The sequence below is a fragment of the Streptomyces sp. NPDC059355 genome, from assembly GCF_042752335.1.
GTDB lineage: Bacteria > Actinomycetota > Actinomycetes > Streptomycetales > Streptomycetaceae > Streptomyces.
In genome coordinates this window covers 272,257-286,030 of record NZ_JBHYXN010000001.1, presented here as the reverse complement: position 1 = coordinate 286,030, position 13,774 = coordinate 272,257, and the positions used below count along the sequence as shown (strand labels likewise).

Here is a 13,774-nt window from a genome sequence, read left to right as displayed (position 1 = left end):
CCCCGTGCACCCGGCACGCCGACACGCCAGCGCCCGAAAGGCACTTCCCATGTCGTACAAGATCCTGGTCCTCGTATCCGAGGCAGCGAAATTCCGGCTCGACAACCACTCGATCATTCCGAGTGCGCTCCACCGCGAAGGGCACGACGTCCACATCGGCGACATCGACACCCTCTGCCTGCACGACAACACCGTGGTCGTCGACCGGGTGCAGCTCAGCGAGGAGTACCTGACCGGCCACGACTTCCCCGCACTGAGCGAGTCCTACGCCTCCGCCGAGGACTTCGACCTGGTCTGGGTGCTCACCGGCACCCACCCCGAGGCGCTCGCCGACTCCTTCCAGCTGCTGTGGCTGCTCAACCAGCGCGTGCCGTTCGTCAACGACGCCTCCGCCCTCTTCTACCTCAACTCCAAGATCACCCTGGGTGCGGCGGTCCCCGCGGAACACCTGCCCGCCTCGTACGTCTCGAACGACTTCGAGTACCTCACCGAGCTGGTCGAATCCGACGAGAACCGCACCTGGGTGCTCAAGCCGACCAACGAGGGCTGCGGCGCCGGCGTGTACTTCGTCAACAAGAACGAGCGCAACCGCCCCGCACTGCTCCAGGCCGCCACCGGCAACGCCGTGCCGCGCTACGAGATGTACAGCCGCAACATCATCGGGCTCTCCAAGCGGTACACGGCCGTGCAGGAGTACATCCCCAACGTCCGCAGCAACGAGAAGCGCGTGATCATCGCCGGCGACGTCCCGGTCTGCGGCTTCCGCCGCTTCCACTTCGACAACGACGACCGGGCCAACGTCACGCTCGGCACCAAGTTCGAGGGCCTCACCCTGACCCCGGAGGAGGACGCGTTCGTCCGCGACCTCGGCAAGCGCATGATGGACCTGGGCATCTTCTACTCCGGCATCGACATGGCCTACCCATACATCATGGAGTTCAACCTGGTGAACCCGGGCGGGCTCAACTACTCCTTCCGGGCCACCGGCGTCGACCAGTCCTCCGAGACCGTCAACGCCGTCCTCGCCGCACTGCGCACCGCCGGGAAGATCTCGTGACCGCCTGGTCATCGCTCGACCCGCGAGCCACCGTCGCCTGGACGGAATTCGCCGCCACCGGCGCGGCCGACGCGGACAACGAGCGATTCCAGAAGCGGCTCCACCGCCCCGGCTGGGTCCACGCGTACCCGCCCGTCGTCTTCCACGGAGCGGCAGCCGACGAGGTCACCGACCTCGGCCTGCGCCTCGCCGAGCTGGTCTCGGACTTCCCCCGCCGCGCCTTCGGCGACGACCTGGAGGCCTGGGCCGGGTACCTCGGCGTCCCCGCCGAGGACGCGGATCTGATGGTCAGCGCGCTGCGCCACCCGCGCACGGGCCGCGCGGCCACGTCGATCATGCGGCCGGACCTGGTCGTGACCGACCACGGACTCCAACTGGTCGAGCTCAACGTCTCCACTCCGATGGGAGGCATGAGCACGATCGCCCCCTACACCGAGGCCACGCTCGACACGGACTACGCCCGCTTCCTCGCGGAGCGCGGCCTCATCCCGGAATCCGCCGCCACCTCGCACATCTGGCTGGACATGTTCGTCGGCCTGCTGCGCGACCACGACACGGAGCGGCCGCTGCACGTGTTCGAGGCGATCGCGAACCCCGCGGACTCCGACTCGGGCCGGCGGTTCTTCGTCGACATGATCCGCTCGGGCGGATACGAGGTCAGCTGCGGCCTCGTCACCGACCTCGAACTCGACGAGGAAGGAGCCTCCTTCGAGGGCAGGCGGATCGACGTGGTCGTCACCATGTACACCTGGCACGAGACCAAGAAGTACGTACCGCCCGCCCTCACCCGCAAGCTGATGGAACTCGACATCGCCGAGAAGCTCGACTTCATCGGCGCCCCGGCGACGGCCCTCCACGACAACAAGGCCAACCTGGCCCTGCTCACCGAGCCGGAGTTCGACCACCTCCTGAGCGACGAGGAGCGGGCCCTGGCGCGGGCACACGTCCCGCTGACCTTCCGGCTGCGGGCCGACACCCTCGACCGCGCCCTCGCGGAACGCGAGGAACTCATCTGCAAACCCGCCTCGGCCTACGGGGGCAAGGACCTGGCCTTCGGATTCACCCAGGACGACGCGCAGTGGCGGGCCCTGCTGGAGGAGCGCCTCGCCGACCCGAGCGAGACCTACGTCCTCCAGCGCCGGCTGCGCCCCGCCGTCGTCGACGTGCCCGGAGCGGAACCGGCCGGGCGCGAGGTGGTCCTGGCCCCGCTGGTCTTCGGCGGACGCTTCGCCGGCACGTTCCTGCGCCAGGCCCCGCCGAGGTCCGCCTCGGCGATCAACGCCTCCAGCGGTGCGGAGGCGGCCGGTGTCCTGACCTTCGACACCTGAGCCGTCTCTTCCGGATCCAGCCCATGCCCACCCTCGTCGTGCGCACGCAAGGAGTTCAGACGGATGCTAAGGATCGCGGTTCCCAACAAGGGCTCCTTGTCCGAGCGGGCCTCGGCCATGCTGAGGGAGGCCGGCTACCGGCAGCGCAAGGAGGCGAAGGAGCTCGTCACGGTCGACCCCGGAAACCGGGTCGAGTTCTTCTACCTCCGCCCGCGCGACATCGCCGTGTACGTCGGCACGGGGCGGCTCGACCTCGGCATCACCGGCCGCGACCTGCTGCTGGAGTCGGGCGTCAACGCCGAGGAGGTGCTGGCGCTCGGCTTCGCCCGCTCGACGTTCCGTTACGCGGTCAAGCCCGGCTCGGCGCGGGGCACGGCCGACTTCGACGGCATGACGATCGCCACCTCGTACGAGAACATCGTGGCCAAGCACCTGGCGAACAACGGCATCCAGGCCACGGTCGTCCACCTCGACGGCGCCGTGGAGACCGCCGTCGAGCTGGGCGTGGCCCAGGTCGTCGCGGACGTGGTGGAGACCGGGACCTCGCTGCGCAACGCCGGTCTCGAAGTGATCGGCGAGCCCATCATGGAATCGGAGGCCATCCTCGTCCGCCGCCCCGGCACCGACGATCCGAGGGCCCGGCAGTTCCTGCGGCGCCTCCAGGGCGTCCTGGTGGCCGGCGCCTACGTGATGATGGACTACGACTGCCGGGCCGAGCACCTGGAGGACGCGGTCGCCCTGACCCCGGGGCTCGAAGCACCCACCGTCTCCCCGCTGCACAACGAGGGGTGGGTCGCCGTCCGGGCCATGGTCCCGGCCAAGGAGGCGCAGCAGATCATGGACGACCTCTACGCGCTGGGCGCCCGCGCGATCCTCACCACGGCGATCCACGCCTGCCGGCTCTGAAGGACCGCCGCCGCCCCGCCGCCGCCCCACCGCCCCGCCGCCGCCCCGCCGCCCGCCCCCGGTCGGCGGACCGGCGGGGCGGGGCCGGACGGGCCGCCGGTCGCTCCGCGTGCGCGCGTACGGTCCACCGAGTAGCGTCGGGAGGGAGCCTTCCGTCCACACCGCTGCGGCCCGGCCCGGCGGTCCCGCCGCAGGTACGGCAGAGGGACGAGATCACATGCCGAAGCACAGCACCCACGCGGTGACCGCCGCGGCCGCTCTGGTCTGCCTGGCGGCATTCGGCCCCGTACCGAACAGCGCCGCGTCATCGTCCGCCCGGTCCGCCGGGCGGTCCGGTGCGGCGGCCCCGTCCCGGTTCGTTCCCGGCCCCTGCCCCAAGACGCCCGAGCCGATCGAAGCGCTCGCCGGCGCACGGTGCGGCTTCCTCGAGGTCCCCGAGAACCGCTCCCGCCCCGGAGGCCGGACGATCAAGCTGGCCGTGGCGGTCATTCCGGCCGTCAAACCGGCGAAGCCGGCGCAGGACCCCTTGGTGTTCATGGCGGGCGGCCCCGGTGGCGACACGTTCGACGACATCCCGTTCCTCGTCGAGTCCGGCCTGAACAAGGACCGCGAACTGATCCTCATGGCCCAGCGCGGCAACCTCTACGACCAGCCGAACCTCGCCTGCCCGGAGATCGACCGCTTCAACGGGCAGTCCGTGGGCCTGGGCTACGACGCGAAGCAGGCCGAGCAGCTCATGCTGAAGGCGGTGAAGGAGTGCCGGTCCCGCCTGACGGCCGCCGGTGTCGACCTGGGCGCCTACAACAGCACCGAGAACGCCGCCGACTTCGCCGACCTGCGCACCGCGCTGAACATCCCCCGGTGGAACGTCTACGGGTACTCGTACGGCAGCGACCTGGCCCTCACCTACCTGCGCCTGCACCCCGAGGGAATACGCGCCGTGGCGCTCGACTCGGTCACGCCTCCCCAGAGCGCGGTCCTGCCGTGGGGATGGCCGAGCGCCGCCGAGGGGATCGACAACATCTTCGCGGCATGCGCGGCGCAGCCCGCCTGCAAGAGCCGGTACCCGGACCTCCCGCGCACGCTGACCGAGCAGGTGCGCAAGCTGGAGGCTCACCCCCTGACGCTGAACGTCCCGCCGCCGGGCGGGGGCAAGCCGGTCAAGGTCGTCCTCGACGGGGGCGCGCTGCTGAACCTGATCGTCGCCTTCACCCCCCGGCCCAAGGACCTCCCGGCGGCACTCGACGAACTGAGCCGCGGAAACCCGCAGCGCTTCGCGCAGGCCCGCGCGGCCGGCTCGGTCCAGAACACCGGCGCGTTCGCGCACGGCCTGACGAACTCGGTGGCGTGCAGCGAGTGGGCGCCCGGGTACTCGGAACCCGACGTGCTGAAGGCGGGGCGCGAGGCCTTCCCCGGCTGGCCGGACACGGTCCTGGCCCAGGTGCCGCAACTCCCCTTCCAGTACCCGGCGTGCCGGATCTGGAACGTTCCGGACCGCGCGTCCGTCCAGCGGGTGGCCACGGTCAGCTCGGTGCCGGCGCTCCTCATCTCCGGCACGTTCGACGTGAAGACCGGGGCGAGTTGGGCGAAGGGAGTGGCTCGAAACCTGTCCCGCTCGACCTCCGTGGAGGTCCCCGGAATCGGTCACTGGGTGGTACCGCAGTCGCCCTGCGCGCAGCGCGTGCTGGCCTCGTTCCTCGCCCGCCCGACCGCGCCCGACACCGCTTGCGTGGACGGCCTCGAACCGGCACCGTTCACGATCGTCCCGAAGTGACCGGGAGGCCAGATGACACGCCATCAAGATCCCCGTCGCCGCCGTGGCGTACGACGAGTCCGGGCCGCGTCGGCCGGCATGGCAACCGGACTCCTCGTCACCGGACTGCTCGCGGCGCCCGCTCAGGCGCTGTCCCGCACCGACGGCACTGCCGACCCTTCGGCGCCGATCGGCACGGCCGCCCGCACGGTGGGCGACGCCAGGTACGAACCGGGCCCCTGCCCCAGGACGCCGGAACCGGTCGAGGCGCTCAAGGGGGCCCGCTGCGGAACCCTCACCGTGCCCGAGAACCGCGCCGAGCCGACCGGCAAGACGATCACACTCGGTGTCGCGATCGTGCCCGCCAAGGCCGACAAGCCGAAATCCGACCCCATCGTGTGGCTCGCGGGCGGCCCCGGCGACGACGCCGTGGGGGAGGCGAAGATGGCGATCGACGGCGGCCTGAACCGCGACCGTGACGTCATCTTCATGTCCCAGCGCGGCACGTACTCGGCCCGGCCGAACCTCCTGTGTCCCAACATCGACGAGTTCAACGCACGCGCGGTCGGCCTCGTCCACGACGCCCCGTCCACCGAACGCCTGCACGTCGAGGCCACGAAGGCCTGCCGCGACCAGCTGGCGGCCCGCGGGATCGACCTCAGCGCCTACAACGACGTCCAGAGCGCCGCCGACTACGAGGACCTGCGTACCGCGCTGGGCCTCAAGCAGCGGAACCTGTACGGGATCTCCTACGGCACCCACCTCGCGCTGGCGTACATGCGCCTGCACCCCGAGGGGCTCCGCTCGGTGGGCCTCGACGGCATCCTGCCGCCGTCCAGGAGCGGCTCGGCCGCGACCTGGAGCAGCGCCCGGCAGGGCTTCGACGGCCTGTTCAAGGCCTGCGCCGCCCAGCCCGCGTGCAACAAGCGCTACCCGAACCTGTCGGCCACCTTCGACCAGCTCGTCCGCCGGCTCGAAGCCAAGCCGGTCACCACCACCGTCACGCTCCCCGGCAGCGACAAGCCGGTGAAGGTCGTACTGGACGGCGGGGCCCTGCTGAACTGGATGACCTCCGCCACGCACGTGGCACCCCAGGTCCCCATCGCCCTCGACGAGCTGGCACACGGCAAGCCGCAGCGGATCGCGCAGCAGTGGGCGGGCGGAAAGCTCAGCCCGCAGGCCATGGGCAGGGTCGCGCACGGTCTCGTCTACGGAGTCTTCTGCAGCGAGTGGACCCCGTACGAGACCCAGGCCCAGGCACTCAAGGGCGGTCAGGAAGCCTTCCCGACGTTCCCCCGCTCGGTACTGGACCAGGCCCCGCAACTCGCCTTCCTCCGTCCGGACTGCGACGTCTGGAACGTCCCCGCGGCCCCGAGCTCGATCCGGGACGCAACGCGCGGCGACATCCCGACGCTCGCCCTGTCGGGCGGCTTCGACTCCCAGACCGGCGCGGACAACGGCCCGTACGTCGCCCGGACGCTGAGCAAGGCCAAGGTCGTCACGGTCCCGTACGAGCCGCACGTGGTGTTCGCCACCTCGAAGTGCGCCCAGGAGATCGCCGTCTCGTTCTTCGACACCCCGTCCGCCCCGAAGACCGCCTGCCTGAACACCCTCAAGGCCCCCCGGTTCGAAACGGGCCCCTAAGGATCGGGGCGCCGAGCGTCACCGCTGCGCGGTCGGCGGACAAGCCTGTTCATGGGGCCGGTCCAGGTGCGATCATGATCCGTTCTCGGAGGTCGAGTCGGGGGATCGGATCATGGGCTTTGTACTGTCGTCGGACGCCGCGACCGCGACGGCGGAGACGGCGGGCGGCAAGGGAGCGGCCCCCTCCGGGCTCGCGCGCGCAGGGCTGCCGGTACCACCGCGACCCGAAGCCCGGCGTACGAACGGATGAACCGACCGGTGCCCCAGCACGCCCAGGCCATGCGCCGCCATTTCCACGAGGCCGCCGCACGGCGCGGCTTCTCCGTCGCCCCCGCCCAGGAGGCCGCCGTCGAACGGCTGGCCCACCTGGCGGGCGAACTCGGCCGGCCGGCCTGGACCTTCCCCAGGCCGCCGCGCGACCTGTACGTCTGGGGCCCGGTGGGCCGGGGGAAGTCCTGGCTCGTGGACACCTTCTACGAAGGGCTGCCCAAGGGGCGCAAACGCCGCCTGCACTTCCACGACTTCTTCCGCCGGCTGCACGACGGAGTGACCAGGCCGGGCGCTCGCCACGACGGGCAGAGCGCTGTCGACAGCGCTCTCGACGAGCTGATCGGGGACAGCCGGATCCTGGTCTTCGACGAGTTCCACGCGCACGACGCGGGCGACGCGATGCTGATCGCACGCCTCTTCCGTACGCTGCTCGACCGCCGGATCACGCTGGTCACCACCTCGAACTACCCGCCCGCGGGGCTGATGCCGGACCCGCTCTACCACCACCTGTTCGAGCCGACCATCCAGCTCATCGAGGAGCGGATGGACGTCCTGGACGTCTCGGGTCCGGTGGACTTCCGCCGCGTAGCGGCGCCCGCGTCGGCGGACGGCGGCCGCCGGTTCGCGACAGGCCTGTGTCTGCCACCGGGTGCCGCAGGCCTGGAAGCGCTCGGCCTCAGTGCCCCGGAGCCCGGCGAGGCCACCCCCGTCCAGGCCCACCTGCGGGAGCTGCCGGCCCGCGCGGTGCGCGGTGACACGGTCTGGTTCGCCTTCGACGCCCTGTGCGAGGCCGCGACGGGGGTGCCCGACTACCTGGCCCTCGCCGAGCGGTTCGGCACTCTGGTCCTGGACGGCGTCCCCCCGCTGACCGAGGCCTCCGCGGACGGACGGCAGCGGTTCGCGAACCTCGTCGACGTCGCCTGCGACCGCGACATCCGGCTCGCCCTCATCGGCTCCGACCCCCTGGCCGCCCTCCCCGACGGCCAGGCCCTGACCCGCGACCTGGACCGCACGACGAGCCGCCTCGCGATGCTCGGACGCCCGAGCCGAACCCGGCCACCCGGGCAACACCCGGCGCGGTCCTGACCGAGCACGCCTCCTTCGGCCTAGAAGAAGCCGAGCTTCTTGGGGGAGTAGCTGACCAGGAGGTTCTTCGTCTGCTGGTAGTGCTCCAGCATCATCTTGTGGGTCTCGCGGCCGATGCCCGACTGCTTGTAGCCGCCGAAGGCCGCGTGGGCCGGGTAGGCGTGGTAGCAGTTCGTCCAGACGCGGCCCGCCTGGATCGCGCGGCCCGCGCGGTACGCGGTGTTGATGTCGCGGGTCCAGACGCCCGCGCCCAGCCCGTACGCCGTGTCGTTGGCGATGCGGACGGCGTCGTCGAAGTCCTGGAACGAGGTCACGGACACCACCGGGCCGAAGATCTCCTCCTGGAAGATCCGCATCCGGTTGTCCCCCTCGAAGATGGTCGGCTGGACGTAGAAGCCGCCCGCCAGCTCACCGCCCAAGTCCTGCCTCCGGCCGCCCGTCAGGACCTTCGCACCCTCCTTCTGCCCGATCTCCACGTACGACAGGACCTTCCGCAGCTGCTCCTCGGAGGCCTGCGCGCCGATCATGGTGTCCGTGTCCAACGGGTGCCCCGGCACGATCAGTTCGGTACGGGCCACGGCCGCGTCGAGGAAGTCCCCGTACCGGCCCCGCTCGATCAGCGCGCGTGAGGGGCTCGTGCACACCTCGCCCTGGTTCAGGGCGAACATGGTGAAGCCCTCCAGCGCCTTGTCGCGCAGGTCGTCGTCGGTGGTCCAGATGTCGTCGAAGAAGAGGTTGGGGCTCTTGCCGCCGAGTTCGAGGGTGACCGGCTTCAGGTGCTCTGCCGCGTACTGCATGATCAGCCGCCCGGTGGAGGTCTCCCCGGTGAACGCGATCTTCGCCACGCGCGGGCTGGACGCCAGCGGCTTGCCCGCCTCCTCGCCGAAGCCGTTGACGATGTTCACCACGCCCGGCGGCAGCAGGTCCGCCACCAGGCTGAGCCAGTAGTGCACCGACGCCGGGGTCTGCTCGGCGGGCTTCAGCACCACCGTGTTCCCCGCGGCCAGCGCCGGGGCCAGCTTCCACACCGCCATCAGGATCGGGAAGTTCCACGGGATGATCTGCCCGACCACGCCCAGCGGCTCGTGGAAGTGGTAGGCGACGGTGTCGTCGTCGAGCTGGCTCAGCGCCCCCTCCTGGGCGCGCAGCGCACCCGCGAAGTAGCGGAACTGGTCGATGGCCAGCGGTATGTCGGCGGCGAGGGTCTCGCGGACCGGCTTGCCGTTCTCCCAGGTCTCCGCGACCGCCAGGGCCTCCAGGTTCTGTTCCATCCGGTCCGCGATGCGCAGCAGGAGCGTGGACCGCTCGGCGACCGGGGTGCGGCCCCAGGCGGGCGCGGCCGCGTGCGCCGCGTCGAGTGCCCGCTCCACGTCCTCCGCCGTGCCGCGTGCGACCTCGGTGAAGGTCTGGCCGTTGACGGGGGAGGGGTTGGCGAAGTAGGCGCCGAGGGCGGGATCGACGTACTCGCCGCCGATGAAGTGGCCGTAGCGGGACGCGTACGACATGAGCGCGCCTTCGGTACCGGGCGCAGCGTAACGGGCCATGGTGTCCTCCCCTTGCCGGGCGCCGGCCGCCGTCGGACAGCGCTCGGGGAGGAGGCTAGGAGCGGGCAGGTTGCGGATACGTTGCACGGCGCGGCGGCGCGGCCGACCCCGCGCGTACGAGGGCGGATCCGGCGCCGAGTTCACCGTCGAGGTCCCGTACGCGGGCCAGCGCGGCCGGGCGTCCCTCCGGCGGCAGCGCTTCGGCCAGCGCCCGCCACGCCGCCGCGTCGTCGGCGCCCCACGGGGAGCACACCCAGTCGGTCAGCAGTCCCGCGTCCGCCCGGGCGATCACCGCGGCCCGCGCCTGGTCCTCGATCCGGCGCCGCAGCCGGACGATGCCCGGCGCGGTCGAGCCGGGGAGCAGCGGGCCCGCGTAGTGGCGGAGGGCCGCCGAGACGGCGCCGGCCGCCAGGTGGCGGGTCACGACCGTGAAGTCCGCCTCCAGCGGCGCCGCCGTCCGGTACGGGCGGGAGAGGGGAGCCCGGTCCCCCGACAGCCCGCGCAGGCGTGACATCTCGGCGCGCAGGGTCACCGGTGACACCGACTCGTCCTCGTAGAGCGCGATCGCCAGTTCCTCGCCCGACAGACCCGCCGGGTGGTGCGCGAGCAGTGCCATGATCTCGCTGTGCCGTCTGCCCAGGCGGACCCGGGCACCCCCGCCGACCAGCAGTGCCTCGTCCCGGCCGAGGGCGGCCAGGGTGTCCCCGGCGGCCTGCGGGACCGGGTCCAGCAGCGCCAGCTGTGCCTCCGCGGCGCGGGCCACCGCCTGCACGAAGGCGAGCGAGTGCGGATGGGCCAGGCCGTCCCCGCCGGTGATGTCGACCGCGCCGAGCACCCGGCCGGTCCGGGGATCGCGCACCGGGGCCGCCGCGCAGGTCCACGGGTGTACCCGCCGGCTGAAGTGCTCGGCCCCGAAGACCTGGACCGGTTCGCCGACCGCGACCGCCGTGCCGGGTGCGTTGGTGCCCATCGCCGCCTCCGCCCAGCGCGCCCCCGGCACGAAGCCGAGCCCCTCCGCCCGCCGGAGCGTCGCCGACTCGCCCTCCACCCAGAGCAGGCTGCCCCGCGCGTCGCACACCGCCAGCAGATGGGCCCCGTGCGCCGCGTACGACCCGACGAGGTCCCGGAACACCGGCATCACCCGGGCCAACGGGTGCTGCGCCCGGTACGACCGCAGGTCGGCCTCCGCCAGCTCCACCCGGGGCGTGCACTCCGGGCTGACCCGGGCCCGGGCGCACCGCCGCCAGGACTTCGCGATCACCGCCCGGACCGGGTCCTCGACCCGCCCGTCCTGGGTGAACGCGGTGTGCGCCCGGCGCAGTACGCGCGTGCGCTCGGCGGGATCGGCCCCGCCCGGCAATGCCACCGGCGGATCGTCCATTCACCCTCCCGTGGTGCCGCGGTACCCGGAGCGCCCCCCATCGTCGTGCCGGTGGCGGGCGCCGACAAGCGCTGCGTCGGCCACGGCACAGCCGAATCGCCGCCGAGCGGTGTCCGCCCGGTCGCGTTCGGTATCCGCCCGCGGGGGCCGGGAACGCGCGGTCGCGGCGGCGCGTTGTGGGGGTAGTGGACGACGACAGGTGGAGGTGTCCGCAGATGTCCAAGCGCGGCAAGGTCGCGGTTGCCGGAGTCGCGGCAGCCATCGTGTTGTTCTGGACGGTCGGGTTCTGGGCGGGACTGCTGGTCCTGATCGGTGTGCCGGCGGCCGCCTACCTGCTGCTGGACCCCTCGCAGCGGCGTCGCCTGCGGGGTGTGTCCAGGAAGCAGCTGGGCCGCTGAGCGGGCGGCGCGGGCCGGCGGACGGCGCGGCTCAGTAGTAGTCGCTCATCAGCGTGGTGGCCCACCGGGGCTGGTGCAGTTCGCCTCGCGGGCCGAATTCGGCCATGTACGGCTTCAGGTCCAGGACCGGGGTGCCGTCGACCGCGTCCAGGCCCTCCACGTGCACGTCCAGACCGTCCACCTTCAGGATCCGGCACCGGGAGACCCCCAGCCGGTTGGGCCTGTTCTTGCCGCGCTGGGCGAAGATGCCGACCAGCGGCCAGTCCGTGTTGCCCCGGGGATGCCGCGCGCCCGTCTCGATCTTCTCCACCGGGACACGGTCGAAGTGGTAGACGACCTCCAGGTGCGAGAACTCCGCCAGCCCGTAGAGGGCCTCCGGGCCGAACCGCCCGGCGTCCAGGCGGATCACCGCCGTCTCCCGCCCCCAGTCGTCGTCGACCGCCTCCGCGCGGCCGCCCACCACCACGGCCACCGGCTCCGATTCCACCAGCACAGCGTCTCCCTCGGTCCGGCCCCGGTTCGGGACCGGTTCAGGCCGGGCGTACGGCGACGCGGTCCAGTGCCGCGAGCAGCTCCGGCAGTTTCGGCAGGCCGAGATCGGGATCCCCCTCGCGGGGGACCGTGAGGACCTCGCTCGGCTCCTCGTCCAGCAGTACGAAGGCCGCGTCGCCGGTCCGCGCCACCAGCGACCATCCGGGGCCGTCGACCCGCAGCGTCCGTACGCCCTCGCCCGCGAACGAGGAGCGGACCCGTCCGGGCGGCGGCGGGCTCTGCGTGTACTCCAGGGCCTCCCGGAGCGCCCGCGCGAGCCCGGGGTGCGCCGCGGCGGCCGCGCCGCCGTCCGTCGCGACCTGCTCGCGCCACCCGGTCCACTCCCGGGCGATCTGGTCCGCGCCCATCCGCCGCTGCACCGGCCCCCACACCTCGGCGGACGGCGGTGCCAGCGGCACCCGCCCCGTGCCGTCGGCGCCCTGCTCGGGGTCGTGCGGATCGGGGATGCCCGGCGCCGCCACGGACAGGGCCAGCGGCCAGCCCGCCAGCGAGACCACGATCGACCGCTCGTCGGGTGACAGGTCGTACTCCATGCCGCAGTCCCAGGAGGCGATCGCCATGGCCACGAGCGAGACGTCGTCCACGACGACGGTCCAGCGCGCGCCCTCCTCGTCCTGGCCGAGCACCAGCCCGTATCCCTGCGCAGCAGGCTTCACACCCAGCAGCGCGCAGGCCTCCGGGAAATCGTCGCCCAGGATGCTCGGAAACTGCGCGGGGGTCAGCAGCACTGCGGTCAGCACGTAGAGCGCACCGCCCCCCTCCTCGTCCGTCACGTGGCCTCCCGGTCGCTCTCTCGTCGGCGCACCCTAACCAGCGGGTAACCCCCGCGTCGAGAGCCTGCGGCCGACGATTTCCAAGCCCGCCACCTGCACGTAGAGTTGGCCACCCGCCACAGAAAGGGACACCCGGTGCAGCGTTACGACCGGCTGAGGGAGATCCTCCGGCTCGACCCCGACAAGGACTTCCTCGCCATCTACCGGCTCACCGCCACCTTCGAGTTCCCATGGGACTTCACCCGCGCCCTGGAGCTCGCCCTCTTCCGCACGTACGCCGTCCCCAGCATCGGCAGCCTGCTCGCCGAGACAGCCGAGTTCACCGAGCGCCCGCAGAAGCGCTACGACGACACCTCGCTGCTCCTCGACGCCGTCGTGGAGCACGGGTTCGAGAGCGAGACCGCGCGCACCGCGATCCGCCGCGTCAACCAGATGCACCGCGCCTACGACATCACCAACGAGGACATGCGCTACGTCCTGTGCACGTTCGTGGTGATTCCGGCGCGCTGGCTGGACGCCTACGGCTGGCGGCCGCTGACCCACCACGAGCGCCGCGCCAGTGCGAACTACTACGCCGAGCTCGGCCGGCACCTGGGCATCACGGACATCCCGGGCTCCTTCGAGGAGTTCGAGGAGACCCTGAACTCCTACGAGGAGGCCCACTTCGGCTGGGACGAGGGCGGCCGCAAGGTCGCCGACTCCACCATCGCCCTGATGGCCTCCTGGTACCCGGCGGCGCTCACCCCCGCCGTGCGCGCGCTCAGCCTCTCCCTCCTCGACGAGCCGCTGCTGTCCGCCTTCCGCTACGAGAGCCCCCGCCCGCAGGTCAAGCGGCTGTTCCAGGGCGCCCTCAAGCTGCGCGGGCGCGCGATCCGGCTGCTGCCGCCGCGCAAGGCCCCGCACTACGCCCGGCAGAACCCGGAGATCAAGGGCTACCCCCACGGCTACGACGTGGGCGAGCTCGGCACGTTCCCGGTGCCCGGCTCGGGGGGATGCCCCGTGCCCCATCCGCGCCGACCGGCCGGGGCCGAGGCTCAGCCTCCGGCGTGATCCGGGGCACCTCCGCGGGTCCCGGGCCAGGT

At 72.2% G+C, this 13,774-nt stretch carries 12 protein-coding genes; 8 read left to right on the top strand and 4 right to left on the bottom strand.

Annotated elements, in window-relative coordinates; all coding sequences use genetic code 11:
* Nucleotides 1–49 precede the first annotated feature (49 nt).
* The 6 genes from ACFXGI_RS01250 (at nucleotide 50) to zapE (ending at nucleotide 8,044) form a co-directional block, all read left to right on the top strand.
* Nucleotides 50–1,057 (top strand): RimK family alpha-L-glutamate ligase, encoded by a 1,008-nt coding sequence (locus ACFXGI_RS01250; RefSeq protein WP_384701446.1) that lies wholly within the window; start codon nucleotides 50–52, stop codon nucleotides 1,055–1,057.
* The gene (locus ACFXGI_RS01245; RefSeq protein WP_384701444.1) at nucleotides 1,054–2,385 is read left to right on the top strand and encodes a hypothetical protein; all 1,332 of its coding nucleotides are present in this window, start codon (nucleotides 1,054–1,056) and stop codon (nucleotides 2,383–2,385) included. Before ACFXGI_RS01250 ends, ACFXGI_RS01245 begins: the two co-directional genes overlap by 4 nt.
* 63 nt (nucleotides 2,386–2,448) lie before the next feature.
* A complete protein-coding gene (hisG, locus tag ACFXGI_RS01240; protein WP_327131119.1) occupies nucleotides 2,449–3,291 on the top strand; it encodes an ATP phosphoribosyltransferase in 843 nt (280 codons plus the stop codon).
* A gap of 217 nt (nucleotides 3,292–3,508) precedes the next feature.
* The gene (locus ACFXGI_RS01235) at nucleotides 3,509–5,065 is read left to right on the top strand and encodes an alpha/beta fold hydrolase (RefSeq protein WP_384701441.1); all 1,557 of its coding nucleotides are present in this window, start codon (nucleotides 3,509–3,511) and stop codon (nucleotides 5,063–5,065) included.
* Nucleotides 5,066–5,143: 78 nt separating this feature from the next.
* Complete coding sequence (locus ACFXGI_RS01230) at nucleotides 5,144–6,688, top strand: alpha/beta fold hydrolase (protein WP_384701438.1); 1,545 nt, start codon at nucleotides 5,144–5,146, stop codon at nucleotides 6,686–6,688.
* A 258-nt stretch (nucleotides 6,689–6,946) separates the two neighbouring features.
* Nucleotides 6,947–8,044: a cell division protein ZapE gene (zapE, locus tag ACFXGI_RS01225; protein ID WP_384701435.1), complete on the top strand. Its 1,098-nt coding sequence runs from the start codon at nucleotides 6,947–6,949 to the stop codon at nucleotides 8,042–8,044.
* A 20-nt stretch (nucleotides 8,045–8,064) separates the two neighbouring features.
* Here the strand turns inward: zapE and ACFXGI_RS01220 are convergent, their stop codons facing one another.
* Both ACFXGI_RS01220 and ACFXGI_RS01215 read right to left on the bottom strand, forming a co-directional pair.
* Nucleotides 8,065–9,588 (bottom strand): aldehyde dehydrogenase family protein, encoded by a 1,524-nt coding sequence (locus tag ACFXGI_RS01220; protein ID WP_384701432.1) that lies wholly within the window; start codon nucleotides 9,586–9,588, stop codon nucleotides 8,065–8,067.
* 55 nt (nucleotides 9,589–9,643) lie between these two features.
* Complete coding sequence (locus ACFXGI_RS01215) at nucleotides 9,644–10,969, bottom strand: GAF domain-containing protein (RefSeq protein ID WP_384701430.1); 1,326 nt, start codon at nucleotides 10,967–10,969, stop codon at nucleotides 9,644–9,646.
* 215 nt (nucleotides 10,970–11,184) lie between these two features.
* Here ACFXGI_RS01215 and ACFXGI_RS01210 point away from each other — a divergent pair, with 215 nt between their 5' ends.
* A complete protein-coding gene (locus ACFXGI_RS01210; protein ID WP_030860521.1) occupies nucleotides 11,185–11,367 on the top strand; it encodes a hypothetical protein in 183 nt (60 codons plus the stop codon).
* A gap of 31 nt (nucleotides 11,368–11,398) precedes the next feature.
* Here ACFXGI_RS01210 and ACFXGI_RS01205 read toward each other — a convergent pair whose 3' ends face one another.
* Together ACFXGI_RS01205 and ACFXGI_RS01200 are read right to left on the bottom strand one after the other, a co-directional pair.
* On the bottom strand, nucleotides 11,399–11,854 hold the full coding sequence (locus tag ACFXGI_RS01205) for an SAM-dependent methyltransferase (RefSeq protein WP_384701831.1): 456 nt from the start codon (nucleotides 11,852–11,854) through the stop codon (nucleotides 11,399–11,401).
* A gap of 43 nt (nucleotides 11,855–11,897) precedes the next feature.
* Nucleotides 11,898–12,692, bottom strand: a complete 795-nt coding sequence (locus tag ACFXGI_RS01200; RefSeq protein ID WP_384701427.1) for a hypothetical protein — start codon at nucleotides 12,690–12,692, stop codon at nucleotides 11,898–11,900.
* Nucleotides 12,693–12,827: 135 nt separating this feature from the next.
* Here ACFXGI_RS01200 and ACFXGI_RS01195 point away from each other — a divergent pair, with 135 nt between their 5' ends.
* Entirely contained in the window at nucleotides 12,828–13,742 is a 915-nt protein-coding gene (locus ACFXGI_RS01195) for an oxygenase MpaB family protein (protein ID WP_384701424.1), read from the top strand.
* The last annotated feature ends 32 nt before the right edge of the window (nucleotides 13,743–13,774 follow it).